Source organism: Sphingomonas phyllosphaerae, assembly GCF_036946485.1.
GTDB lineage: Bacteria > Pseudomonadota > Alphaproteobacteria > Sphingomonadales > Sphingomonadaceae > Sphingomonas > Sphingomonas phyllosphaerae_E.
Genome location: NZ_JAQIJA010000004.1, coordinates 81,783 through 105,923 on the forward strand (window position 1 = coordinate 81,783; position 24,141 = coordinate 105,923).

The following is a 24,141-nucleotide window of genomic DNA, read 5'->3' on the forward strand; positions in this document are numbered from 1 at the left end:
TTCGTCAGCCCAGATGAGGCAAGCCCGCGCTCAGGCGGTGCGGGTCCCCGACAGCGGGAAGCTGCCGAACGCGCCAGCCCCGACGCTGCCGCTGATCGTGTCGCCGTCGACCGTCGCGGTGATGTCGAGCGTCATCGGCATCGGCACGGTCATCTGCTGCTTCCACGCCAGCGTGTTGCCGTCGACGGTGCCGTTGACGTCCGACGCCCCCATCGCGCCCGAAGCCTGGCCGGTGAACGCGTCGCCCGACTGCGTGACGGTCAGCGTCAGCTTCTGGTCGCCGAGCGGCGACTTCACCGTGCAATCGTAGGTACCATCCACTCCGGCCATCATCTTACTCCTTACTTGGCGGCGGGCGCCGGAGGCGTTCCGGCCACCGCGGCAGCCGGGATGACCTCGACCGGCAGGCCCAGCGAGTCAAGCTGCGGCTTCACCTTCGCCGCCTCGCCGACCACCACCCACACGAACTTCGCCGGATCGATCGCCGCCTTCGTCGCGGCATTCACCTGCGGCAGCGTCAGCGCACGATATTTCTGCGTGATCGTCGCATAATAATCGTCGGGCCGCTTGTAGAGATCGTTGGCCTGCATCGCGGTCAGCACGTCGTCCGACGTCTCGAAATTGCCCGAAAGCGAGCGGGTGCCGGCGTTGATCGCGCGCGCGAACTCCTCCTGCGTCATCGGCTTGCTGGTCAGATATTGCGTCACGTCGGTGCGCAGCGCCGCAACCGACGGACCGGTCTGGTCGGCCTGCACCGGCGCATACAGCACATAGGGCGCGGCCTCGGCGTTGCGGCTGAAATTGCCGCGCACGCCATACGACCAATGCTTGTCCTCGCGCAGGTCCATGTTGAGCCGGCCGAGGAAGCTGCCGCCCAGCGCGTCATTGCCGACCTGCACCGGCAGCAGATCGTCGGTGCCCTTCAAGCCGGTCTGCACGCCCGCGGCGATCATCGACTGCGGGCTCGCCGGACGGTCGACCAGCACGATCCGCGGCGACACCGAAGCCACCGCCGGCGGGAACGCCTTGCTGCCCGCCGCGCCGGCCGGCTTCCAGTCGCCGAACCGCGCTTCCATCACCTGCCGGATCTCGGCGAGCGGACGGTCGGAGACGACGAAGATCTTCGCCTTGTCGGGGCGCAGCCACGCCTGCTGGAACGCGATCAGCTCGGCGCGGCTCAGCCCCTGCACCGCCGCCGCATCGCCCGCGCCCTGCGCCTTGGCGTAGGGCGAGCCCGGCCCGACCAGCTTCGGCAACACGCGCTGCACCAGCCCCTGCGGGCTGGTCAGCTCCTGCGCGATCTCGGCGAGTTGCTGCGACTTGACGCGCGCCAGCTCGCTCTCCGGGAAGGCCGGGGTGCGCGCGATGTCCGCCCACAGGTCCGCCCCCGCCGCGAGGTTGGCGCTCGGGACGCGCAGCGACAGCGTCGTGCGATCCGGGCTGCTCCCGCTGGAGATCGACGCGCCCAGCCGCTCGCGCGCCTCGGCGATCTGGATCGAGTTGAGCCGCTTCGTGCCCTCATCCATCATCGCCAGCGTCAGTTGCTGGGTGCCCAGCTTGTCCGCGACATCGGCGGCGACGCCGGCATCGAAGCTCAGCACCGCCTGCGTGATCGGCACCACCGCGCGGTTGGCGTAGACCAGCTCGATCCCGTTCGACAGCCGGGTGCGCTCGACCGTCGGGAACGACAGGCCAGCGACCTCGCCGACCGCCGGGATCGGGCCGCGCGTGCCCTTGGCCGGCTGCTCGGGTGCCTCGACCACCTTGGCCGGCGGCACCGCCTTCGATTCGGCGTAGGCGTCACGATCGCCGTTGACGATGTCGAGCTGATAGGACGGGCGCGTCAGCCATTTGGCAGCCGCCGCCTTCACGGTCGCCGGCGTCTGCGCCGCCAGCGCGGCGAGCTGCTTCTTGTAGAAGCCCGGATCGTTGGAATAAAGCGCGCCCTCCGCCAGCGCGACCGCCTTGCCGCCGAACCCGCCGACCGCTTCCAGCCCGTCGATGCGGCCGGACACGGTGCTGGTAACGTAGCGGTTGACCTCGTCGGCGGTCGGGCCGTTCTTGATGAAGTCGACGACCAATTGGTCGATCCGCGCCGAAACCGTCGCGGCGTCGACGCCGGGGCGAACCAGCGTGGTGATCTGGAACGTGCCGACCTGCGCGAACGATTCATATTCGGCCTGCGCCTGCACCGCGAGCTTCTCGCCCTTGACCAGCACGTTGCTCAGCCGCGAGCTGGCCAGCCCGCCGAGCACACCGGCGGCGACCTCCAGCGAGGCCGAGTCCTTGTCGTTCAGGCCCGGCACCGCCCATTCCTTCATGATCAGGGTCGCGGCGACGCGGTCCTTCATCACCTCCTTGGCCGGTCCGGGCAGCGACGCCGGGATCGGCGCAGGCGGCGCGACGCTCTTCGGTCCGGCGGCGATCGCACCGAAATACTTCTCGACCAGCGGCCGGGCAGTCGCGACATCGACGTCGCCGGCCAGCACCAGCACGGCATTGTTCGGGCCGTAATGGCTCTTGAACCAGTTCTTGACGTCGGCGAGGCTCGCCTGGTCCAGATCGGCCATCGACCCGATCGTGGTGTGGCCATAAGGGTGCGTCGCCGGGAACAGCCCCTCGGTCGCCTTGTAGCGGAGCAGGCCGTACGGCTGGTTGTCACCCTGCCGCTTCTCGTTCTGCACCACCCCGCGCTGCTCATCGAGCACGCCCTGCGTGATCGCGCCGGTCAGATAGCCCATGCGGTCCGATTCGAGGAACAGCGCGCGTTCCAGCGCCGCGGTCGGCACCGTCTCGAAGTAATTGGTGCGGTCGTAATAGGTCGTGCCGTTGAAGTCGGTCGCGCCGACCTGTTGCAGCGGCTCGAAGAAGTCGCCCGGCGCGTTCTCGCTGCCGTTGAACATCAAATGCTCGAACAGGTGCGCGAAGCCGGTCTTGCCCTTCGGCTCATGCTTAGACCCGACGTCGTACCAGACGCTGACCGCGACGATCGGCGCCTTCCGATCGGTGTGGACGATCACGCGCAGGCCGTTCTTGAGCGTGAACTGCTGGTACGGAATGTCGACCGCCTTCACGAGTTCGGACACGGGCGCAGGGGCGGTCTGCGCGAGTACGGGGGTCGTCAAAGCCGCCAGCGCCGAACCGGCGGCCAGGAATGCGCGATAAGCCAACGTTGATGCTCCCCCGGGAGATGAAGTGTCTGACGAAACCATAGCGACCGCCGCCTCCGCCGCAAGCGTGACGACTGACCCGGTTTCGACGTGACCCGGGTTTAGCAATGTTACGAAACAAAGTCGTTGACTGCCCCGGCAATGGTTGCCATGGCAACGTTCATGAGCTTCTACGATCCCGACACCTACACGCCGGAGCGATCGATCGGTTACCTCATCAAGACGTGTAACCAGACGATGACGGCGCTGCTCGACCGCATGTTGGCGGACGAGGAGCTGAACACCTCGCAATGGTCGGCGATGATGACGATCCACCATGGCGAGGCACCGACCTGCGCGGCGCTGGCGCGCGGGATGGCGCACGACAAAGGCGCGATGACCCGGCTGATCGACACGCTGGAGGAAAAGGGCTTCGTCGAGCGGACGCGCTCCGCCGACGATCGCCGTGTGCTGCATCTGTCGCTTACCCCGGCTGGACGCGCCGTGACCTTCCGCTGCCGCGACAAGGTGATCGACCACTGGAATCGCTGCTTCGCCGACTGGCCGGACGCCGAGATCGAGACGCTGATCGCGCAGATGCAGAAGCTGCGCTGCACGCTGGAGGACATTGCCACATGCCCCTGACCCCGCCCGCCCACCGCGCTGCCCCGCCGCCGCGCGCGCTGTGCAGCCTCGCGCGGGCACGCGCCGGGCTGGCCGCGGCGGTCGCGCTGCTGTTCGCCGGGTGCGCCGCCCCCGCCTCGCACACCGCAGTCGAGCAGAAGACCCCGGCCGCGCTGGCGCTCGCCGGCCCGACGGTGCAGCTCGCCCCCGACTGGTGGCATGCGATCGGCGACCCGCAGCTCGACCGGCTGGTCGCCGACGCGCTCGCCGGCAATCCCTCGCTCGACGTCGCCGCCGCGCGCGTCCGGCAGGCGCAGGCCGCGCTCGAACGGCAGGATGCCGAGCGCCGCCCGTCGGTCGATGCCGATGCGCAGCTGCAGGGCACGCGACTGTCGGGCAATTACACGATCCCGCCCCCCTATGCCGGCACCGTCCGCGCGCTCGGCACCGCACAGGCCGGGCTGTCGTGGAACCTCGACCTGTTCGGCCGCCAGAAGGCCGCGATCGAGGCCGCCGCAGCGCAGACCCGCGCCGCCGGCTATGACGTCGCCGCCGCGCGGCTGATGCTCGCCGGGGCGGTGGTGCAGAATTACGTCGAGGTCGCGCGCGCCGAGCGCCGCGCCGCGATCGCCGCGCGCACGATCAAGACTCGCGAGGGCTCACTGTCGCTGGTGCAGGCGCGCGAGCGCAGCCAGCTCGCCAGCAAGATCGACGTCACCGCCGCCGGGACATTGCTCGCCCAGGCGCGGCTCGCCCTGGTGCAGGCGCAGGCGGCGCGCGTGCTCGCCACCAACGCGCTGGCGGCGCTCGCCGGGCGCGGCAGCGACTATGCCGCGACGATCGGCGCGACGCATCTCGCGAGCGACACCGCCTTGCCGGTACCGGCCGCGATCCCCGCCGACCTGCTCGCGCGCCGTGCCGACATCGCCGCGGCGCAGGCGCGGATCGTGGCCGCCGGGGCCGAGCGACAGGTCGCGCGCCGCGCTTTCTATCCCAACATCAATCTGTCGGCGCTGGTCGGGCTGCAGGCGATCGGGTTCGGCAATTTCGTCGACCTCGACTCCGGCACCGCGGGCGGCGGCGCGGCCTTCCACCTGCCGCTGTTCGACAGCGGCCGCCGCCGCGCCGATCTGGCGGGCGCGACCGCCGCGCTCGACGTCGCGACCGCGCAGTATAATGAAGCGGTCGTCACCGCCGCGCGACAGGTCGCCGACGCGATCGCGCAGGTCCGCGCCACCGACACCGCGCGCGTCAGCCAGCGTCAGGTGACCGCCGGCTTCGCGGAGACCAACCGCCTCAACACGATCCGCGTCGCCAGCGGGCTCAACAGCCGGCTCGATCTGGTCGACAACGACGTCCGCCTGCTCGACGCCGAGCTGGCCGACGCCAGCCTCTCCATCGACGCGCTCGCCGCGCGCGCGCAACTGGCCACCGCGCTCGGCGGCGGCTTCGACCCTGTTCAGGACGCTGCCCGATGACCGACACCGCCACCCCCGCTCCCACGCCCGCCCCCGCCCCCGCCCCCGCTGGCAAGCCCGCCGCGCGCCGCCGCGCGCTGACCATCCTCGCGGTGGTCGTTGCGCTGGTCGCGATCGGCTGGGCGATCTTCCACTTCTTCTTCAGCCCGCCCGAACAGGAAACCGATGACGCCTATGTCGCGGGCGACGTGGTCGCGGTCACCGCGCGCGATCCGGGCACCGTCACCGCGCTGCGCGCCGACAACACGCAGGCGGTGCAGGCCGGGCAGCCGCTGATCGACCTCGATCCGACCACCGCCGACGTCAACGTCGCCGCCGCCGCCGCGGAGCTGGCGCGCGCGGTCCGCAGCACCCGCGCCGACTTCACGCGCGTCGGGCAGAGCGATGCCGGGATCGTCCAGGCGCAGGCCGAATTGTCGCGCACCCAGGCCGATTACGCGCGCCGCCGCTCGGCCGCCGCGCAGGGCGCAGTGTCGGGCGAGGAACTGTCGCACGCCGCCGACGCGGTGAAGGTCGCGCAGGCGAACCTGCGTCTCGCACGCGAACAGCGGCGGCAGGCGCAGGCCACCGTGCAGGGCACCGACGTCGACACCAACCCGGCGGTACTGAGCGCGATCGCCGCCTATCGCCGCGCCGCGATCACGCGCAGCCACATGCACATGACCGCACCGATCGCGGGCGTGGTTGCGCAGCGCACGGTGCAGGTCGGACAGCAGGTCAACGCCGGCACGCCGCTGATGGCGATCGTCCCGCTCGACCGCGTGTGGGTCGACGCCAATTTCCGCGAGACGCAGCTCAAGGATGTCCGCATCGGCCAGCCGGTCGAGCTGACTTCCGACATGTACGGCGGCGACGTGAAGTTCCACGGCCGGGTCGTCGGACTGTCGGCAGGCAGCGGCAACGCCTTCGCCTTGCTCCCCCCGCAGAACGCCAGCGGCAACTGGATCAAGATCGTCCAGCGCCTGCCGGTCCGCATCGCGCTCGACCCGCGCGAGCTGCGCGCGCATCCGCTGCGCGTCGGGCTGTCGGTGAAGGCGACGATCGACACCGCCGACACGCGCGGCCCGCAACTCGCGCAGGCCGCGACGACGCCCTATCAGGGCGACACCACCACCGGCACCGACCCGCAGGTCGAGACGGCGATCCGCCGGATCGTGGCGGCGAACCGGTAATGCCTCGCCTACCCTCCCCTCAGTCGGGCGCAGGCGGAACATCAGAACTCCTGCATAACCCTTCTTCTTGTACCCCGGCGAAGGCCGGGGCCCAGTTGGGTGACCCTGGTGACGAATGGCGACGCTTCCCCAACTGGACCCCGGCCTTCGCCGGGATACGACGTGAGGACGGCCTGTATCGCGATGTTCGCTATCGCCACCGCGGGACTGACTTCGGTGGGTGGCGGGAACGTGGGAGCATAACGCATGGCTAGCGCACCCCCGTCCGGCCCGCCGCCGCTCACCGGCGCGCGGCTCGGCGTCACCGCGCTGGCGCTGGCGCTCGGCACCTTCATGATGGTGCTCGACTCGACAATCGCCAACGTCTCGCTGCCGACGATCGCCGGCAACCTCGGCGTCTCCAGCGACAATTCGACGTGGGTGGTCACCGCCTTCGCGGTCGCCAACGGCGTCGCGGTGCCGCTCACCGGTTGGCTGATGCGCCGCTTCGGCGTGGTGCGCGTCTTTTGCACCTCGGTCGCGCTGTTCACGCTCGCCTCGTTCCTGTGCGGCATCGCGTGGGACCTGCCGTCGCTGATCCTGTTCCGCGTCATGCAGGGCGCGGTGTCGGGGCCGATGATGCCGGGCAGCCAGGCGCTGCTGATCGCGATCTTCCCGTCCGACAAGCGCTCGACCGCGCTCGGCATCTGGTCGATGACGACGCTGGTCGCGCCGATCATGGGGCCGATCCTCGGCGGCTACATTTCGGACAATTATCACTGGTCGTGGATCTTCCTGATCAACGTCCCCTTCGGCATCATCACCGCGTTCATCTGCTGGACGCGGCTGCGCGACCGCGAGACGCCGACCGCGCAACTGCCGATCGACACCGTCGGGCTCGGCTTGCTGGTGCTGTGGGTCGGGTCGTTGCAGGTGATGCTCGATCTCGGCAAGAACGCCGACTGGTTCAACGATCCGCTGATCATCGTGCTGTCGATCGTCGCCGTGATCGGCTTCGTCGCCTGGGTGATCTGGGAGCTGACCGACGCCAACCCGACCGTCGACCTGACCTTGTTCGCGCGCCGCAATTTCTGGATCGGCAATCTCGCTTTCTCTTTGGGTTACGCGGTGTTCTTCGCCAACATCCTGATCCTGCCGCTCTGGCTCCAGACGCAGATGGGCTATACCGCGACATGGGCCGGGCTGGTCGCGGCCCCCAGCGGGCTGGTCGCGGTGATCCTGACGCCGCTGATCGCGCGGCTGTCGGGCAAGATCGACGCGCGGATCCTCGCCACCGTCGCCTTTGCCGGCTTCGCGATCAGCTACTGGATGCGCTCGGGCTTCACGACGCAGGCGACCTTCTTCGACCTGATGCTGCCGCTCCTGGTGCAGGGCGTGTCGATGGCGACCTTCTTCCTCGCGATGCTCACGATCCTGCTCGACGGCATTCCCCCTGAGAAGATCCCCTCGGCGACCGGCATCTCGAACTTCGGCCGGATCGTCGCGGGCGGGTTCGCGGCGTCGCTGATCTCGACCGCATGGGACCGCCGCGAGGCGCTGCACCAGTCGCGGCTTGCGGAGGCGATCGGCAACGGCATCGGCTGGCAGATGGCGGCGGAGAATCTGGCGAAGCTCGGCATGACCACACAGCAAGCCGCCGCCGCGGTGACGCGCCAGATGGTCGGACAGGCGTATCTGCTGTCCTCGACCGACCTGTTCCGGCTGTCGGCATGGCTGGCGGCGGTGCTGATCGTCCCGATCTGGCTGTGTCGTCGTCCCAAGCCGCAGCACGGGCCGGTCGCGGCGGATTGAGGCACCTCTATTCCGTCGCCCCGGCCTTGAGCCGGGGCCCCGCTTCTTCTTGGCCACGCGAAGAAGCGGGATCCCGGATCAAGTCCGGGATGACGGCGGGGGTCTTTCGTATCAAACGAGACCGGCCTACCCTGCGCGCATGACCGATTTCGCCGCCACCCGCGCGCTGTTCCACTTGCCGGAAGGCGTGATCTACCTCGACGGCAATTCGCTCGGCCCCCTGCCCGTCGCCGCCGAGGCCCGCGCCGCCCATGTCCTCCGTGCCGAATGGGGCGACCGGCTGATCCGCGCGTGGAACGACGCCGACTGGACCACGCTCCCCGCGCGCGTCGGCGACCGGATCGCGCGGCTAATCGGCGCGCCGCCCGGCACCGTCACCACCGGCGACACGCTGTCGATCAAGGTCTTTCAGGCGCTCGCCGCCGCGCTCGCGCTTCGCCCGGACCGCCGCGTCGTGCTCTCCGACACCGGCAATTTCCCCACTGACCTCTATATCGCCGACGCACTGACGCAGGCACTGGGTCGCGGGCTCGAGGTAAAGGTCGTCACCCCCGAACAGGTCGCCGCCGCGATCGACGAAACCGTCGCGGTGGTGATGCTCACGCAGGTCGATTATCGCACCGGCCGCCTCCACGACATGGCCGCGCTCACCGCCCGCGCGCACGCGGCGGGCGCACTGACCGTCTGGGACCTCGCCCATTCCGCCGGCGCGCTGCCGATCGACCTCACCGCCGCGCGCGCCGATTTCGCGGTCGGCTGCACGTACAAATATCTGAACGGCGGCCCCGGCGCGCCCGCCTTCATCCATGTCGCACCCGAGCACGCCGACGTTGCGCAGCCGATCCTCGCCGGCTGGTTCGGGCACGACGCGCCGTTCGCGTTCGAGCGCGGCTACCGCCCCGCTCCCGGCGTCGCGCGGATGCGCGTCGGCACCCCGCCGATCGTCGCGCTGTCGATCCTCGACGCCGCGCTCGACGCCTGGGACGAGGTCGACATGACCGACCTGCGCGCCGCCGCGATCCGCCTGTCGGAACGCTTCATCCGCGACGTCGAGGCGCACTGCCCGCAACTCACCCTCGCCTCGCCGCGCGACCCGCACGCGCGCGGCAGTCAGGTCAGCTTCACCCACCCGCACGCCTATGCGGTGATGCAGGCGCTGATCGCGCGCGGTGTGATCGGCGACGTCCGCGCGCCGGACGTCCTCCGCTTCGGCTTCACCCCGCTCTACCTGACCGAAGACGAGGTCGCACAGGCCGCCGCGATCCTCGCCGACATCCTCGCGACCGGCGCATGGGACCAGCCGCACTTCCACCAGCGCGCCAACGTGACATGACCGACACCCATCACGACGCCGAACTCAACTTCGCCGACCGCATGGGCTACGGCGACTATCTCGCGCTCGACCGCGTGCTCGACGCACAGCATCCGCTGAGCGACGCGCATGACGAACTGCTGTTCATCATCCAGCACCAAACCAGCGAATTGTGGATGAAGCTGGCGGTCCACGAACTCGAAAGCGCGCGCGACGCGATCCTGTCGGGCGCGCTGCCGCAGGCGTTCAAGCTGCTGGCGCGCGTCTCGCGCATCCTCGAACAGCTCAACGGCGCGTGGGACGTGCTGCGCACGATGACGCCGAGCGATTACACCACCTTCCGCGACGCGCTCGGCCAGTCGTCGGGCTTCCAGTCGTGGCAATATCGCGCGATCGAATATCTGTGCGGCAACCGCACCGCCGCGACGCTCGGGCCGCACCGCCACCGCTCCGCGACGCTCGCGCGGCTGGAGGCGATCCTCGCCGCGCCGAGCATCTACGACGCCGCGCTGACCCGCCTCCACGCCGCCGGGCTGCTCGCCGACCCCGCGCGCGACTGGCGCACCCCGCACGCACCGGCCAACGCAGTCACCGCCGCCTGGGCGACCGTCTACCGCGATCCGCAGGCGCATTGGCCGCTCTACGAGCTCGCCGAGAAGCTGGTCGATCTCGAGGATTATTTCCGCCGCTGGCGCTTCAACCACGTTACCACCGTCGAGCGCGTGATCGGGCTCAAGCGTGGCACCGGCGGCACCGCCGGCGTGTCCTACCTGCGCCGGATGCTGGAGGTCGAGCTGTTCCCCGAATTGTGGGCGGTCCGCACGCACCTGTAGTCACCACCCACTCTTCTCGTCATCCCGGACTTGATCCGGGATCCCGCTTTTCGTTCGGCCGCCAGTAAAAAGCGGGGCCCCGGATCAAGTCCGGGGCGACGAACGAGGGAGGCGGTCGATCGATAAACAGCCGATCAGCCCTGGCATCCCGCTACCCTCCAGTCGTCGCCGCTGTTACGATCCCCACCCGAGAAGGGGATTGATCCGATGAAGACCTTGCTGCTCGCCTCCGCGGCGCTGCTGTTCACCGTGCCCGCCGCCGCCCAGACGCCCGAGGTGCCGCTCGGCCGCCTGACCGACGCCGCGCGCCCGACCGCCTACCGCCTCGCGCTGACCATCGATCCGACCCAGCCGCGCTTCACCGGCCATACCGAGATCGAGACGCAGGTCACCCGCCCCACCCGCGCGCTCTACCTGCACGGCAACGACCTCAAGGTCACCCGCATCACCGCCACCGCCGGCAAGCGCACCCTCACCGCGCGCTACACGCAGGTCGATGCCTCGGGCGTCGTGCGGCTCGACTTCGACGGCGAACTGCCCGCCGGCCGCGTCACGCTGACCTTCGATTACGACGCGCCGTTCATGACCGGCGGCGAGGGGCTGTACCGCGCCAAGGTCGGCGACGACTGGTACGCCTGGACGCAGTTCGAGCCGATCGATGCGCGCCGCATGTTCCCGTCCTTCGACGAGCCGGGCTTCAAGACCCCCTTCACGCTGACCATCACCGCGCCGACCACACAGAAGGTCTTCGCCAACACACCCGAGATCGCGCACGGCACCGCCGGCGGCGGCCTGACCGTCCACAAATTCGCGCCGTCCAAGCCGCTGCCCACCTATCTGGTCGCGCTCGCGGTCGGCGCGTTCGACGTCGTCCCCGGCACCGCCCCCGCCAATGCGGTGCGCAAGACCGCGCTCCCCTATAGCGCGATCGCCACCAAGGGGCAGGCATCGCGCCTGCAACTCGCCGCCAGCGAGGGGCCGAAGATCCTCGCGCTCCACGAAGACTATTTCGGCATCCCCTATCCGTTCGAGAAGCTCGACCAGATCGCCTCGCCGGTGATGAGCGGTGCGATGGAGAATGCCGGGCTCGTCACCTACAACGACACATTGCTGCTGCTGTCACCCGACGCCCCCGCCGCGCAGCGCCGCGACTTCGGCATGGTCGTCGCGCACGAGCTGGCGCACCAATGGTTCGGCGACCTCGTGACCCCGAAATGGTGGACCGACATCTGGCTGAACGAGAGCTTCGCCGAATGGGCCGGCAACCGCGTCGGCGAGCTGTGGCAGCCCGGCCTCGGTACCGAAGTCGGCCAGCTCGCCGAGGCGCTCGCGGCGATGGACACCGACAGCCAGTCGGTCGGCCGCCCGATCCGTCAGGAGATCAAGCGCAGCGACGAAATCTCCAGCGCCTTCGATTCGATCACCTATCAGAAGGGTGGTCAGGTGCTGACGATGGTCGAGCGCTATCTCGGCCCCGACCGTTTCCGCCGCGGCGTGCAATTTCACCTCAACCGCTTCCGCTATGGCAATGCCGACGCCAACGACTTCTTCGCGTCGATGGCCAAGGGCTCGGGCGACGCCGGGATCGTGCCCGTCTTCCGCAGCTTCGTCGAGCAGACCGGCGTGCCGGTCATCAGCATCCGGCAGGACGGTACTGGCTGGCGCGTCGCGCAGGCGCGCTACCGCCCGATCGGCGTCGCCGCGGTCGCGCCGCAGACGTGGAACGTGCCCGTCTGCGCACGGCAGGGCGAGGTGCGCAGCTGCACGTTGCTGACCGGCGCCACCGGCACGCTCGCGCTCAAGGGCAGCGGGCTGGCGATCCCCAATGCCGATGGCGCGGGCTATTGGCGCTACAGCCTCGACGATGCCGGGTGGCAGACGCTGATGGCCGGCGCCGCCGCACTCCCGGCGCGCGAGACGATGGCGGCGGCCGACAGCCTGTGGTCGGACTTCACCGCCGGCAACGCCGGCTTCGCACGCGTCGTGGCGAGCGCGCGCATCCTCGCCAACCATCGCGAGCGCTCGGCCACCTTGCTGCTCCCTTCGGCGATCGACGGCGTCGAACGCTTCGGGCTCACCCCCGCCGCCGACGCGGGGCTGCGTCGCCTTGCCGGCGAATTGTCGCTCCCGCGCCTGCGCAGCCTCGGCGCGCTCAAGCTCACCACCGGCGCCTACGCCGGCGAGGAAACCGGCCAGAGCCAGTTGCGCCAGTCGCTCGTCTCCTATGCCGCCTTCGTCGCCAAGGACGCCGAGGTGCGCCGCCAGCTGACCACCGCCGCGCAAGCGTCGCTCGGCGGCGACGCGCAGGCGCTCGACCCAAGCTATCGCGCGGTTGCGTTCGTCGCGGCGGTGCAGGATCTCGGCGTGCCGTTCATGGACCAGCTCCGCACCGCGTTGCTCGCGAGCAGCGATCCGCTGTTCCGCCAGCAGGCGGTGCGCGCGCTCGGCGCGGCCAACACGCCCGCCGCCGTCACACGCGCGCTGGCGTTGACCGAGGATCAGGCACTGCAATCAAGCGAGCGCGTCGCGATGCTGCGCACCCTGCCCACCCGCCCGACCGGACGCGATGCGGTGTTCGCGCGGCTACAGCGGAATTTCGACGCGGTCGCCGGCAGCATCCCTGCCTTCAGCCGCCCGCGGCTGCCGCTGTCGTTCGCGGGCTATTGCAGCGCCGACAAGGCCGCTGCGGTCGAGGCGCTGTTCCGGCCGAAGCTGGCGGTGCTCGGCGGCGGCGCGCTCGAACTCGGCCAGACGCTCGACGCGATCAACCAGTGCGTCGCGCTCAAGGCCGCCAAGGGCGCGGAAATCGAAGCGGTGCTGACGAAGGCGGAATAACACCTCCCGTCGCCCCGGACTTGATCCGGGGCCCCGCTTCTCCTCTCGGCGGGCAGCGACTGTTTCCGTCATTGCGAGCGTAGCGAAGCAATCCAGGGCGTCCTGGTCCGGCCCTGGATTGCTTCGCTACGCTCGCAATGACGAACCACAAGTCAGCCAAAGAAAAGAGGGCGGTCGCACCCGGCGACCGCCCCCCTCCTCACCACAGGAAGCGCACCCTCACCCCTGCATATCCTCCAGCTCGCGCCCGCGCGTCTCGTGCACCATCTTGCGCACGAAGAAGAACGAGATCGCCGCGAACAAAGCATAACCGGTATAAGTCACCGCCAGCCCCGGCGACACCGCCAGCGCCGGGAAGGTCACCGAAATCGCGGCATTGGCGATCCACTGCGCGAACCCGGCCACCGCCAGCCCCGACCCGCGGATCTGGTTGGGGAACATCTCGCCCAGCATCACCCACATCACCGGGCCCCAGCTGGCGTTGAAGAAGATCACGTACAGGTTCGCAGCGATCAGCGCGATCACGCCGTTGTTGCCCGGCAGGCTCACCGCGCCCGCCGCGTCGGTCACCGCGGTCGAGAACGCCCAGGCGACCACCGCCAGCGTGACCGCCATGCCCGCCGATCCGATCAGCAACAGCGGCTTGCGCCCGATCTTGTCGACCGTGAAGATCGTGAACACGCACGCCGCGATCGACAGCACCCCCGACAGGATGTTGGTCTGGAGCGCATAATCCTCGGAGAAGCCGACCGCTTCCCACAAGGTCGCGCCATAATAGAAGACGACGTTGATGCCGACGAGCTGCTGGAACACCGCCAGCCCGATCCCGGCCCAGACGATCGGGCGAATGCGCCCGGTCGCGCGGTCCTTGAGGTCCGACAGCTTGGGGCGGTGCTGATCGGCGGCGAGGCTGCCGCGGATCTCGCGTACCTTGCGATCGGCCTCGGCGGTGCCGAACAGCCGCGTCAGCACCTTGTGCGCCTCGTCCTCCCGGCCGCGTGCGACCAGATAGCGCGGGCTTTCCGGAATCACGAGCAGCGCGAGCAGATAGACCAGCGCCGGCACCGCCTGCAGCCAGAACATCCACCGCCACGCGGTGAAGCCGAACCAGAAGCTCGCCGTCGACCCGCCGGCGTAGCGCGCCAGCGCAAAGTTCGCGACGAACGCGCCGGTCAGCCCGGTGATGATCATCACCTGCTGCAGGCTGGACAGCCGCCCACGGATCGCCGCCGGGGTCACCTCGGAGATATAGACCGGCGAGATGACGCTCGCCGCGCCGACGCCGAGCCCGCCGACGATGCGGGCGAGGATGAAGATGAACGACGACGAGGCCGCCCCCGCGACCAGAGCGCTGACGAGGAACAGGAACGCCGAGCCCATCATCACGCCGCGCCGCCCGATCCGGTCGGCGAGCCGCCCGGCCCCGAACGCACCGATCGACGAGCCGATCAGGATCGCGCCGACGTTGACGCCGATCCCCAGCTTGCCGAGGTCGAAGGCGCTTTCCAGTCCCTTCTGCGTGCCGTTGATGACGCCCGAATCATAACCGAACATGAAGCCGCCGATCGTCGCCACCGCGACGATCGCGGCGATGAAGCCCATGTTCACCTGCCCCATCGCGGCGTCGCGATCCGCCGGTCCGCCCGGCTCCATCATCACCATCGCCATGCCCATCCCGCTCCTGTGTTATTTTGCTTTGCCGTGTCGTCGGCTGGATCAGCGCCAGCCCGCGTCGACGAAATATTCGTGCCCCGTGCACATCTGCGCGTCGTCGGAGGCGAGGAACAGCGCCAGCGCCGCGACATCGGCCGGCTGGATGCGCCCGTCGAGGCATTGCGCCGCGACGATCTCCGCCTCGCCCTCGGGCGTGTACCATTTCTCCTGCCGCGGGGTCTGGACATTGCCGGGCACGATCGTGGTAACGCGGATGTTGTCGCGCCCCAGATCGCGCGCCATGCTGCGCGTCATCCCCTCGATCGCGGCCTTGGCGGTCTGGTAGAGCACCAGCTCGGGCAGCCCGAGGTGCCAGCTGATCGACCCGAAATTGACGATCGCGCCGCCGCCGGCCGCCTTCAGGTGCGGCACCGCCGCCTGCGCGGCGAAGAACAGGTGGCGCAGGTTCACCGCCATCCGGTCGTCCCAGTAAGCGGGAGTCACCTCGGCGATCGTGTGACGATCGTCGTTAGCGGCATTGTTGACGAGCACGTCCAGCCCGCCGAGCGTCTCGACCAGCGCGCCGATCGTCCCCGGCAGCGCCGCGACATCGGTCAAGTCGCAACGCCGAAAATGCGTCTTCTCGCCCAGCCGCGCGGCGAGCGCCTGTCCGGCTTCCTCCGCCACATCGACGAACGCGACGTGCGAGCCCTGCGCGGCGAACGCCTCGACCAGCCCGGCGCCGATCCCGGTCGCGCCGCCGGTGATCAGGACGCGCTTGCCCGCGAGCGACGGATAATTCGCGCGACCGCTCACTTGGCACTCTCCAGCAGCCCGCGCTGCGCGAGGTTGCGGAACAGCGCGCCGATCCCGTCGGTCCATGGCGCGGCGTCCTTCGACGTCACGACCCGGTTGGTGAGCCGGCCCAGCTTCGCGCTCTCGATCGTGACGACGTCGCCGACCTTGTGCGTGAACCCGCGCCCCGGCTCATCGCGGTCCTGCACCGGCGCGAACAACGTGCCCAGAAACAGCACGAAGCCGTCCGGATACTGGTGTTCCGAGAGAGTCTGGCGCACCAGATCGAGCGGATCGCGGCTGATTTCGGCCATGTTGCTGACCCCATCGAGGTCATAACCGTCCTCGCCGTGGATATTCAGCCGCACTTCGGCGTGCCGAACGTCATCGATGGTGTAATTTTCGTCGAACAACCGCACCAGCGGCCCCAGCGAGCAGGACGCGTTGTTATCCTTCGCCTTGCCGAGCAGCAGTGCCGAGCGCCCCTCGAAATCGCGCAGATTGACGTCGTTGCCCAGCGTCGCACCGACCGCCTCGCCGCGGCTGTCGACCAGCAGCGCGACCTCCGGCTCCGGGTTGTTCCAGTGCGAATCGGACCGGATCCCGATCTCCGCCCCCGCCCCGACCGTTGCCAGAACGGGTGCCTTCGTGAAGACTTCGGCGTCAGGACCGATCGCAACCTCCAGATATTGCGACCAAAGTCCGTCCTCGATCAGCGCGCGCTTCAGCTCGGCGGCTTCGGGCGTACCCGGCACCACCGAGCGGATCGACCCACCCATCCGCGCTTCCAGCCGCCCGCGAATCTCGGCCGCCGCCGACCAGTCGCCGCGCGCGCGCTCCTCGATCACGCGTTCGATCGCCGACACCGCGAACGTAACACCGCACGCTTTGACGCACTGCAGGTCGACCGGGCTGAGCAGTTCCAGTCCCGCTTCGTCGAGCGCCCCGAGCGAGCGTCCGCCCGTGCCCGACAGATCGCCTGCTTCGACCAGCATCGACACCGTCGGCGCAATTGCCGACATGTCAAACGCTTCGCCTGCGATCACCAGCAGCGGGATCGGGCCGGCCGGCGTCATCGCACGTCCCAGGAACCGCCCCGAACGCCAATCCTGCGGCAAGCCCGACGCGATTGCGTCGTGAAGCTGCGCCATCATCCCCTCCACCTTCTCAGCCTGATAGCGCTAACAACACCGCATCGCGGCGCAAGTCAAGCGGCCGCCGCAACAGCACGGCGCGCGACGGCTATGCGTAACGCCGCGCCGGAGCGCGTCAACAGTTGCGATCGATCAAGGTCGATGCGTTCAGGAACGTGCCACCCATTGCGGCGCGATCGGACGCGCGGCCAGCTTGGCGGCGGGATCGGCGCAGTGGATCGCCTCGCGCGAGGGGCGACCGATCAGGAAACCCTGCACCTGTGGAATGTCCCACTCGCGCAACCGAGCGAGCTGCGCCGCCTCTTCCACCCCTTCGGCGACGATCGGAGTACCCAGGCTCGCGCCCAGCGCCGCGATGCTGCGCACGATGGAGCCCGACGGCGCATGTTCGAGCATCGTCGCCACGAAGCTGCGATCGATCTTCAGCTTGTCGAACCGGAAATCGCGCAGATTGCCGAGCGACGAATAACCGGTGCCGAAATCGTCCATCACGATCGCCGCACCGTGATGCTGCAAGGTCCGCAGCACGGTCAGCACCGGCTGGCGGCGCTTGTCGAGCAATGTGGCGCTTTCGGTGACCTCGAATTCCAGCCGTGTCGGCGCGACGCGATGCCGCCGCGCCAGCGCCAGCAGTTCATGGCCGAGCGCAGGCTGGCGGAACTGGATCGCGGACAGGTTCATCGCCAGCGTGATGTGATCGGGCCAGCGGCTGGCCGCCGCCATCGCCTGATCCGCCATCCACAGCCCAATCGTATCGATCCGGCCACTCGACTCGGCGAGCGGAACGAACTGGTCCGGCCGGATGTCGCCCAGCTCGGGATGCGCCCAGCGCAACAAGGCTTCCTGCCCGATCACCTGCAACGTATCGGCATCGGCGATCGGCTGAAACGCCAGATACAGCTCGCCGCGCTCCGCTGCGCCCTCCAGATCGCGCGACAGCCGCCAGCGCAGCCGCACCTCCTCCTTGAACTGATCGTCGAAGAAGCGCGCGGTATGCCGCCCCTCGGCCTTGGCGCGATACATCGCCATGTCGGCAAGGTTATAGAGTTCCTCGCCTTCCTGCTCGACACCGGACAGCGCGACGCCGATGCTCATCTGTACCGGCACCGGATCGCCCGCGGTCGCCTCGCACGCGTTCAGCACCCGCTGCACCAGCAGCTCGGCGCTTGCGGGCTGTTCGCCGGCGACCTGGACGATCGCGAACTCGTCCCCGCCCAGTCGCGCGACCATGTCGCTGGCGCGGACGCACGCGCTCAGCAGCCGCGCGGCCGCGCGCAACGCCTCGTCGCCGCCCGCATGACCGAAGCGGTCGTTGATCGATTTGAAGTCGTCCAAGTCGATCGCGAAGACCGCCACCCGCTCGCCGGTGCGCGGCACACGCAACAATTCCTGCGCCAGCCGTTCCTCGAACAGCACGCGATTGGGCAGCCCCGTCAGCATGTCGTGATGTGCAAGAAACTCGATGTGCCGTTCGGCACGGCGCCGCTCCTCCACGGCGCCGCGATAATCGGCGATCCCGCGCGCCAGATCGCCCAGCTCGTCGGCGCGGCGCGCGCCGGGCACGTCGGCGTCCACCGCCTCCCCCCGGCTCAATTGCCGCACCCGCTCGGCAATCGCGACGATCGGGCGGATCACGCGTCGTCGCAGCCAGGCCATGCATCCCAGCACCACCACCAGCACCGCGATCCCGCCGATCAGCGCACGTTCGAGGTTGGTGGCGAGCCCGCCGGTACTCCGCTTCAGTTCGGCATCGATCCGCTCGATCAGCATCCCGCGCAACTGCGACCGGGCGCTCTCCAACGTGCGCAGCGCCGCAAGGAACGCCGGCATCCGCCGGGGGATCGCCTCGGGCGTGGCGCGCGCATCCTGAAGCAGCCGCAGGCTGAGCATCGCGAACTCGGCCTCTGCCACCCGCCGCGCGGCGACCGCCGCGCGCAGATCGTCCGGCACGAACAGCCGCGGGGACAGATGCGCATTGCCGCGATGGAAATCACTGAGCGCCGTGCCGACCGACGACCATTTCGCCACCGGCACCGGCCGGCCCTGCTCGGCAAGACGCGTCACCTCGCCGACGTCCAGTCGCAACCGGCGTTGCAGCTGGTCTTGCCGGTCCTCCATTTGCAACAGCGCGGTCAGCCGCCCCAGCGTCGCATTCTCGGCATAGATCGCGCGCCCCAGCACCAACCCGCCGCCAAGCAACGCCAGCCCCAGCACCAGAACGGCACCGAAGGCAGCAGCGACTCGAGTCGATAGGGATGTCGGCAGCACACAACCTCCGCGGTCGTCCGACGTACACGACGAAGTCTTACCGGTTTATGAGCGATATCGCAGGGCACGCAAGTAACCTGCGTCAGGGAATTTGCGTCTTCTTGCACCTAATGTACGTGACATTAACGGGATTGTCACACTACTGTCCCTTCAATCGACTCAAGCTACCCGGAAAAAGGTAGGAATAACAAGGATCTGCATTGGAATGCTCATGGGAGGCTCGATGATCGTCGATGAAGCCGCGCGCCAGGCTGCGGTGGATCGGCTCGATCTTCCGGCGAAACGTTGGGATGAGCGGCTGCAGCAGATCGCGGAACGTGCCGCGGACATTGCGGATACGCCGATCGGCGCGATTTCTGTCGTCGACCGCAATCGCCAGTGGATGATCGCCAAGCGCGGACCGGTCGATGACGAAGTGCCCCGCGCCTTGTCGTTCTGCGCGCTGGCGATCCACCGTCCCGGCGAGGCGATGATCGTCCCCGACGCCGCACAGGACCCGCGCTTTGCCAAGAACCCCTTCGTGTCCGGCTCGCCCGCGGTCCGCTTCTACGTCGGCATCCCGCTGGTGGATCGCGGCGGCTATCCGCTCGGCGCCCTGTGCGTGATCGACCACAAGCCGCGCGATCGGATGCCCGACCTATACGAACTCGGCGCGCTGGCGCGCCAGGCGGAGCGGATCTTCACGCAGCCGAGCTGACGCAGCCGTCGCGGAATTGGTCGTTTTCTCGCTTGCGGTGCACGGAGGAGGCGGGCAGCTAGCGCGTGCGGCGGCGTGGACAGCGCCACGCACGACGATCGGAGGACGGGTGCCGCAACGAAAACGCATCATGTTGGTGGAGGACACGGCCAGTCACCGGAAATTATACGCTTCATGGCTGCGGATCGGCGGCTATGATCCGCACGTCCTTGCCGACGAGCGTATCGTCCAGCAGGCGGTGGAGGATGTTCGTCCCGCCGCGATCATCGTCGACATCCGCCTGCCCAACGTCAGCGGTCTGGACGTGATCGAGGGGCTGAAGAATGACGAACGCACGCGTGCGATCCCGGTTATGGCGCTGACGGTGCTCGACAGCGCGACTGACCGCCAGGCCTGTCTCGACGCCGGTGCCGACGTGTTCGTGACCAAGCCCGACCGGATCGCCACCTTCCTCGACCGGATCGCCGCGCTACTCGCCTGACCCGCGCCTTCTCCGATGCGATCGCGCCTTACCGCGAGGGGCGAGCGGCATGGCCGGTCACCGCCGCGTGCGTCGCAGACGCGGCTCGGTGAAGCCCGCCTCCATCAGATTTGCGACCAGCAAATCGCGCTCGGCGCTGGTCGGCGCGCCCATCACCACCACGATCATCCGCTTGCTCCCGCGCCGTGCCGATGCCGCCAGGTTGAAACCCGCCTCGACGGTATAGCCGGTCTTCAGGCCGTCCAGCCCTTCGACCTTGCCGAGCAACTTGTTGTGATTGGGCCGTTCCCGCCGCTCCCATGTGATAGAGCGCGTCTTGAACAATCCGTAGTGCTTTGCCTCGGCGCGGATCAGATGGCGGGCCAGCGTCGCCATGTCGCGGGCAGTGCTGCGCCCGGCGCTCGGTGCCAATCCCGTCGCATTGCCGAAGCGCGTGTGCGACATGCCGATCTCCGCCGCGCGCGCGTTCATCCGCGTCACGAACGCGCGCTCGCTGCCCGCCAGACGCTCGCCGATCGCCACCGCAATGTCGTTGGCGGAAATCACCGCGACCGCGCGCAGCGCCGCGTCGACGCGGATCGTCCGCCCGCGTCGCAGCCCCAGCTTGGACGGCTGCTGCCGCTCGGCGGCCGCGCTCATCGTCACCAGCGTGCCCGGCTTCAGCGTCCCGGCGTCGAGCGCCTCGAACGCGAGCAGCAGCGTCATCATCTTGGCGAGCGAGGCCGGCGGCCGCTCGCGATCGGCATTGTCCTCTTCCAGCACCTGCCCGCTGCCGGCATCGATCACGATCTCGGACACCGGAGCGCGGGGGGCAGCGGCCATCGGTGTGGCGGCGAACAGCGCCAGCCCCGACATCGCGATACGCAACACTTTCGACATGGCACCGACGCCTAACCGCTCGATCAGCCGACGACAACGCCGCCCGGCGGTTCACACGCCGTCGCGAGCCACCATATCGACCAAATGAACCGCGCCTTCTTCGCCCGCGATGTCGTGACGGTGGCGCGTGCGCTGATCGGCGTGACGCTGACGATCGACGGCGTCGGCGGGACGATCGTCGAAACCGAAGCCTATGACGCCAATGACCCGGCCTCGCACAGCTTCGCGGGGCCGGGGGTGCGCAACGCCGCGATGTTCGGCCCGGCGGGCGCGGCGTACGTCTATCGCATCTACGGGCTGCATCATTGCCTCAACGTCACCTGCGGCGACGGCGCGGCGGTGCTGATCCGCGCGCTCGCGCCGACCGATGGAGCCGCGGTGATGCGCGCGCGCCGCGCGACGACGCAACCCGACGCATTGCTGTGCGCCGGCCCCGGCCGGCTGTGCAAGGCGCTGGGCGTCGACCTCACGCTGAACAACGCACCGCTCGATGCGCCACCGTTCGCGTGGCGCGACCGCATCGCTGAGCCGCCGATCGTTGCGGGTCCACGGATCGGCATCACCCGCGCCGCCGACGTGCCGTGGCGCTTCACCCTCCCCGGCTCGCCATCGCTCAGCCGCGCGAGCCCGTCATCCCGGCCCCTTCGGCAAAGCTCAGGAGAGCCTTGATCCGGGATCCCGCTTGCTACTTCTGTCACGAAGAAGAAGCGAGGCCTTGGATCAAGTCCGGGGCGACACTTGAAAAATCAGTCTTTCAACTCGCGGACCCAGATATTGCGATAGCTGATCGGCTGGCTGGGATCGCCGTGATCCTGCAGCTTGATCGGGGCGCGGCCGTGGGCGACGTACTTCGGCTTGCCGATATAGACCGTCCCGCCGCGCACCTCGGTGTGATTCTGCGTCAGCACGCCGTTGATGTACGCCGTGACATAGGCCGGGCGCGTCACCGCGCCGTCCGCGCCGAATTGCGGCGCGGACCAGGTGACGTCGACCGTCTGCCACTCGCCCGGCTTGCGCGCAGGATTGGCGAGCGGCGGGGTCTGCTTGTAGATCGCGCCCAGTTGTCCGTTGACGTAGGTCGGGTTGTTGTAGCTGTCCATGATCTGCATCTCATACCCGTCGTCGCCCTTGCCGGTCGACGCCAGGAACAGCCCGCTGTTGCCGCGCGCCTGCCCCTCGCCGGTGATGTTGGCCGGGATGCGATATTCCAGATGCAACTGATAGCTGCCGAACGCCTGCTTCGTCTGGATATTGCCGGTGCCCTTCTTCACCGTGAACGCGCCGTCCGCGACCGTCCAGCCCGCCGCGCCGCCGGTGTTGACCGCCGACCATTGGTCGAGGTTCTTGCCGTCGAACAGCACCACCGCGTCGGCCGGCGCGTTCCAGCCGGCGAACGCGCCCGGCGTCACCACCGGCACCGCCGGTGACCATTGCTCGGTCGCCTTCGGATCGCCCTGCGGCGTCTGCGCGACTCCGGCGGAGGCCGCGAGCAACAGCCCGCCGCCCAGCACGATACCCTTCATAGCTCCCATCCCTTTCGATACTCCCGATCCAGATAGCGGTTCGCATCCGCGACGTTGGTAACGCGGGATGCGGCGCCGTCATAGTCGATTGGCTGCCCGGCCTTGAGCGCGACGACGCCCAGCAGCATCGTCTCGGTCAGCGGCACCGCGGTCGCGAACGGGCTGGAAATCGCCTCCTGCCCGCGGATCGCGCGGATCCAGTTCATCTCATGGCCGCCCATGCCGCCCTGGATGCGCGGCAAGCTCTGCGCCACCGCCTGCGCGCGCTCGGCGACGCCGTCACCGATCAGCGTCGGCTTCTCGCCATAGGTCTCGTGCATCAACATGCCCTGCTCGCCGATGTAGAGCACGCCCCCGCCCGGATCCATCCGCGCGCCCGCCGGCATCCCCGGCGGGGTCGGCGGCATCAGCCCGCCATCGTACCATGTCATGCGGATCGGTCCGCTCTTGGCGTTGCCGAAGTCGAAATAGGTCACGGTCGCCAGCGGATAGCTGCCGTCGCCGGGGTTCTTGGGATTGCCCCACACGCTGTGGCGCGTCTCGACCCGCGTCGGCAGCCCGAGTTCGAGCGCCCAGACCGGGAAGTCGACCAGATGCGCGCCCATGTCGCCCAGCGCACCGGTGCCGAACGGCGCCCAGCCGCGCCAGTTGAAATGCGCGTACATCGGGTTGTAGCCCCAGTCGACTGGCGCCGGCCCGCGCCATGCGTCCCAGTCCAGCGAGGTCGGTGCAGCCACCGCGTCGGGCCGCGCGACGCCCTGCGGCCAGATCGGACGGTTGGTCCACACCTGCACCTCGCGCACGCGCCCGATCGCGCCGCCGCGCAGGATCTCGACCGCGCGCCGCCCGTCGTCGCCCGAATGGCCCTGATTGCCCATTTGCGTGACCAGCTTGGCATTGTCGCGCGCCAGCCCGGCGAGCACGCGCCCCTCGCGCACCGTATAGGTCAACGGCTTCTGCACATAGACGTGCAGCCCGCGCTGCATCGCCCATTTCGCCGCCACCGCGTGGTGATGATCGGGCGCGGCGATCACCACCGCCTCCAGATCCTTGCGGGTGTCGAGCATCCGCCGATAGTCGCTATACTTCTCGGCCTTGTCGTAGGCGGCCTTGAGCGTGGCGCGCTTCGGATCGGACACCGACTTGGCGACATGCGCCAGGTCGACATCGCACATCGCGACGATGTTCTGCGAGGTGAGGTTCGCCATATTGGACGCGCCCATCCCGCCGGCGCCGATCACCGCCAAATTGACGCGGTCGTTCGCGCCACGCCGCCGCGTGCGTGCCGCGGCAGAGACGGGCGAAGCGCCCAGCCCCGCCGCCATCGCTGCCGCCCCGCCCAGCCAGCTCCGCCGGTCGATCGTCATTCGTGCCTCTCCCGCTATGTTGCCGGCACGATGATCGGAAAGGACAGTGAACACAACCCATTGACTCGCCGGTCCGTCATTGCGAGCGGAGCGAAGCAATCCAGGGCCGGACCAGGACGCCCTGGATTGC

General features: G+C 68.9%; 19 protein-coding genes. 10 read left to right on the top strand and 9 right to left on the bottom strand.

From position 1 onward, the window contains the following. Positions 1–30 precede the first annotated feature (30 nt). Together PGN16_RS08255 and PGN16_RS08260 are read right to left on the bottom strand one after the other, a co-directional pair. Positions 31–330, bottom strand: coding sequence for a hypothetical protein (locus PGN16_RS08255; protein WP_335308932.1), 300 nt, complete (start codon positions 328–330; stop codon positions 31–33). Between the two features lie 11 nt (positions 331–341). Beyond that, a complete protein-coding gene (locus PGN16_RS08260; RefSeq protein ID WP_335308933.1) occupies positions 342–3,212 on the bottom strand; it encodes a M16 family metallopeptidase in 2,871 nt (956 codons plus the stop codon). A gap of 108 nt (positions 3,213–3,320) precedes the next feature. Here PGN16_RS08260 and PGN16_RS08265 point away from each other — a divergent pair, with 108 nt between their 5' ends. The 7 genes from PGN16_RS08265 (at position 3,321) to PGN16_RS08295 (ending at position 13,194) form a co-directional block, all read left to right on the top strand. Next, complete coding sequence (locus tag PGN16_RS08265; RefSeq protein ID WP_335308934.1) at positions 3,321–3,794, top strand: MarR family winged helix-turn-helix transcriptional regulator; 474 nt, start codon at positions 3,321–3,323, stop codon at positions 3,792–3,794. Further along, complete coding sequence (locus PGN16_RS08270; protein ID WP_335308935.1) at positions 3,785–5,251, top strand: efflux transporter outer membrane subunit; 1,467 nt, start codon at positions 3,785–3,787, stop codon at positions 5,249–5,251. Before PGN16_RS08265 ends, PGN16_RS08270 begins: the two co-directional genes overlap by 10 nt. Continuing rightward, a complete protein-coding gene (locus PGN16_RS08275) occupies positions 5,248–6,423 on the top strand; it encodes an efflux RND transporter periplasmic adaptor subunit (protein WP_335308936.1) in 1,176 nt (391 codons plus the stop codon). Before PGN16_RS08270 ends, PGN16_RS08275 begins: the two co-directional genes overlap by 4 nt. A gap of 246 nt (positions 6,424–6,669) precedes the next feature. Then, complete coding sequence (locus PGN16_RS08280; protein ID WP_335308937.1) at positions 6,670–8,214, top strand: DHA2 family efflux MFS transporter permease subunit; 1,545 nt, start codon at positions 6,670–6,672, stop codon at positions 8,212–8,214. Between the two features lie 139 nt (positions 8,215–8,353). After that, positions 8,354–9,547 carry a kynureninase gene (gene kynU / locus PGN16_RS08285; protein WP_335308938.1) on the top strand — a complete coding sequence of 398 codons (1,194 nt, stop codon included), beginning with the start codon at positions 8,354–8,356 and terminating at the stop codon, positions 9,545–9,547. Then, positions 9,544–10,359: a tryptophan 2,3-dioxygenase gene (gene kynA / locus PGN16_RS08290; protein ID WP_335308939.1), complete on the top strand. Its 816-nt coding sequence runs from the start codon at positions 9,544–9,546 to the stop codon at positions 10,357–10,359. The genes kynU and kynA overlap by 4 nt, the downstream gene beginning before the upstream one ends. 207 nt (positions 10,360–10,566) lie before the next feature. Then, positions 10,567–13,194, top strand: coding sequence for a M1 family metallopeptidase (locus tag PGN16_RS08295; RefSeq protein ID WP_335308940.1), 2,628 nt, complete (start codon positions 10,567–10,569; stop codon positions 13,192–13,194). Positions 13,195–13,413: 219 nt separating this feature from the next. On the opposite strand, the gene PGN16_RS08300 is transcribed toward PGN16_RS08295, so the two are convergent. The 4 genes from PGN16_RS08300 to PGN16_RS08315 form a co-directional block, all read right to left on the bottom strand. After that, positions 13,414–14,811, bottom strand: a complete 1,398-nt coding sequence (locus tag PGN16_RS08300; RefSeq protein WP_335308960.1) for a sugar porter family MFS transporter — start codon at positions 14,809–14,811, stop codon at positions 13,414–13,416. Positions 14,812–14,910: 99 nt separating this feature from the next. Then, positions 14,911–15,663, bottom strand: a complete 753-nt coding sequence (locus tag PGN16_RS08305; RefSeq protein ID WP_335308941.1) for an SDR family NAD(P)-dependent oxidoreductase — start codon at positions 15,661–15,663, stop codon at positions 14,911–14,913. Beyond that, positions 15,660–16,793, bottom strand: coding sequence for a fumarylacetoacetate hydrolase family protein (locus tag PGN16_RS08310; RefSeq protein WP_335308942.1), 1,134 nt, complete (start codon positions 16,791–16,793; stop codon positions 15,660–15,662). Before PGN16_RS08310 ends, PGN16_RS08305 begins: the two co-directional genes overlap by 4 nt. Positions 16,794–16,943: 150 nt before the next feature. Further along, the gene (locus tag PGN16_RS08315; protein WP_335308943.1) at positions 16,944–19,010 is read right to left on the bottom strand and encodes a putative bifunctional diguanylate cyclase/phosphodiesterase; all 2,067 of its coding nucleotides are present in this window, start codon (positions 19,008–19,010) and stop codon (positions 16,944–16,946) included. A 277-nt stretch (positions 19,011–19,287) separates the two neighbouring features. Here PGN16_RS08315 and PGN16_RS08320 point away from each other — a divergent pair, with 277 nt between their 5' ends. Both PGN16_RS08320 and PGN16_RS08325 read left to right on the top strand, forming a co-directional pair. Further along, positions 19,288–19,761, top strand: a complete 474-nt coding sequence (locus PGN16_RS08320) for a GAF domain-containing protein (RefSeq protein ID WP_335308944.1) — start codon at positions 19,288–19,290, stop codon at positions 19,759–19,761. A 130-nt stretch (positions 19,762–19,891) separates the two neighbouring features. After that, a complete protein-coding gene (locus PGN16_RS08325) occupies positions 19,892–20,242 on the top strand; it encodes a response regulator transcription factor (protein WP_335308945.1) in 351 nt (116 codons plus the stop codon). A gap of 57 nt (positions 20,243–20,299) precedes the next feature. Here the strand turns inward: PGN16_RS08325 and PGN16_RS08330 are convergent, their stop codons facing one another. Beyond that, a complete protein-coding gene (locus PGN16_RS08330) occupies positions 20,300–21,121 on the bottom strand; it encodes a D-alanyl-D-alanine carboxypeptidase family protein (RefSeq protein WP_335308946.1) in 822 nt (273 codons plus the stop codon). 84 nt (positions 21,122–21,205) lie between these two features. On the opposite strand from PGN16_RS08330, the gene PGN16_RS08335 reads away from it, so the two are divergent. Continuing rightward, positions 21,206–21,790: a DNA-3-methyladenine glycosylase gene (locus tag PGN16_RS08335; protein WP_335308947.1), complete on the top strand. Its 585-nt coding sequence runs from the start codon at positions 21,206–21,208 to the stop codon at positions 21,788–21,790. A 77-nt stretch (positions 21,791–21,867) separates the two neighbouring features. Here PGN16_RS08335 and PGN16_RS08340 read toward each other — a convergent pair whose 3' ends face one another. Further along, positions 21,868–22,644, bottom strand: coding sequence for a 3-keto-disaccharide hydrolase (locus PGN16_RS08340; RefSeq protein ID WP_335308948.1), 777 nt, complete (start codon positions 22,642–22,644; stop codon positions 21,868–21,870). Continuing rightward, a complete protein-coding gene (locus PGN16_RS08345; protein ID WP_335308949.1) occupies positions 22,641–24,011 on the bottom strand; it encodes a Gfo/Idh/MocA family protein in 1,371 nt (456 codons plus the stop codon). The genes PGN16_RS08340 and PGN16_RS08345 overlap by 4 nt, the downstream gene beginning before the upstream one ends. Between the last annotated feature and the right edge of the window lie 130 nt (positions 24,012–24,141).

Bases quoted from the DNA above. Each gene is read 5' to 3' on its own strand.
- PGN16_RS08255 (WP_335308932.1), bottom strand. From the start codon at position 330: ATGGCCGGAGTGGATGGTACCTACGATTGCACGGTGAAGTCGCCGCTC.
- PGN16_RS08260 (WP_335308933.1), bottom strand. From the start codon at position 3,212: ATGGTTTCGTCAGACACTTCATCTCCCGGGGGAGCATCAACGTTGGCT.
- PGN16_RS08265 (WP_335308934.1), top strand. From the start codon at position 3,321: ATGGCAACGTTCATGAGCTTCTACGATCCCGACACCTACACGCCGGAG.
- PGN16_RS08270 (WP_335308935.1), top strand. From the start codon at position 3,785: ATGCCCCTGACCCCGCCCGCCCACCGCGCTGCCCCGCCGCCGCGCGCG.
- PGN16_RS08275 (WP_335308936.1), top strand. From the start codon at position 5,248: ATGACCGACACCGCCACCCCCGCTCCCACGCCCGCCCCCGCCCCCGCC.
- PGN16_RS08280 (WP_335308937.1), top strand. From the start codon at position 6,670: ATGGCTAGCGCACCCCCGTCCGGCCCGCCGCCGCTCACCGGCGCGCGG.
- kynU (WP_335308938.1), top strand. From the start codon at position 8,354: ATGACCGATTTCGCCGCCACCCGCGCGCTGTTCCACTTGCCGGAAGGC.
- kynA (WP_335308939.1), top strand. From the start codon at position 9,544: ATGACCGACACCCATCACGACGCCGAACTCAACTTCGCCGACCGCATG.
- PGN16_RS08295 (WP_335308940.1), top strand. From the start codon at position 10,567: ATGAAGACCTTGCTGCTCGCCTCCGCGGCGCTGCTGTTCACCGTGCCC.
- PGN16_RS08300 (WP_335308960.1), bottom strand. From the start codon at position 14,811: ATGGGGCAGGTGAACATGGGCTTCATCGCCGCGATCGTCGCGGTGGCG.
- PGN16_RS08310 (WP_335308942.1), bottom strand. From the start codon at position 16,793: ATGGCGCAGCTTCACGACGCAATCGCGTCGGGCTTGCCGCAGGATTGG.
- PGN16_RS08320 (WP_335308944.1), top strand. From the start codon at position 19,288: ATGATCGTCGATGAAGCCGCGCGCCAGGCTGCGGTGGATCGGCTCGAT.
- PGN16_RS08325 (WP_335308945.1), top strand. From the start codon at position 19,892: ATGTTGGTGGAGGACACGGCCAGTCACCGGAAATTATACGCTTCATGG.
- PGN16_RS08330 (WP_335308946.1), bottom strand. From the start codon at position 21,121: ATGTCGAAAGTGTTGCGTATCGCGATGTCGGGGCTGGCGCTGTTCGCC.
- PGN16_RS08335 (WP_335308947.1), top strand. From the start codon at position 21,206: ATGAACCGCGCCTTCTTCGCCCGCGATGTCGTGACGGTGGCGCGTGCG.
- PGN16_RS08340 (WP_335308948.1), bottom strand. From the start codon at position 22,644: ATGAAGGGTATCGTGCTGGGCGGCGGGCTGTTGCTCGCGGCCTCCGCC.
- PGN16_RS08345 (WP_335308949.1), bottom strand. From the start codon at position 24,011: ATGACGATCGACCGGCGGAGCTGGCTGGGCGGGGCGGCAGCGATGGCG.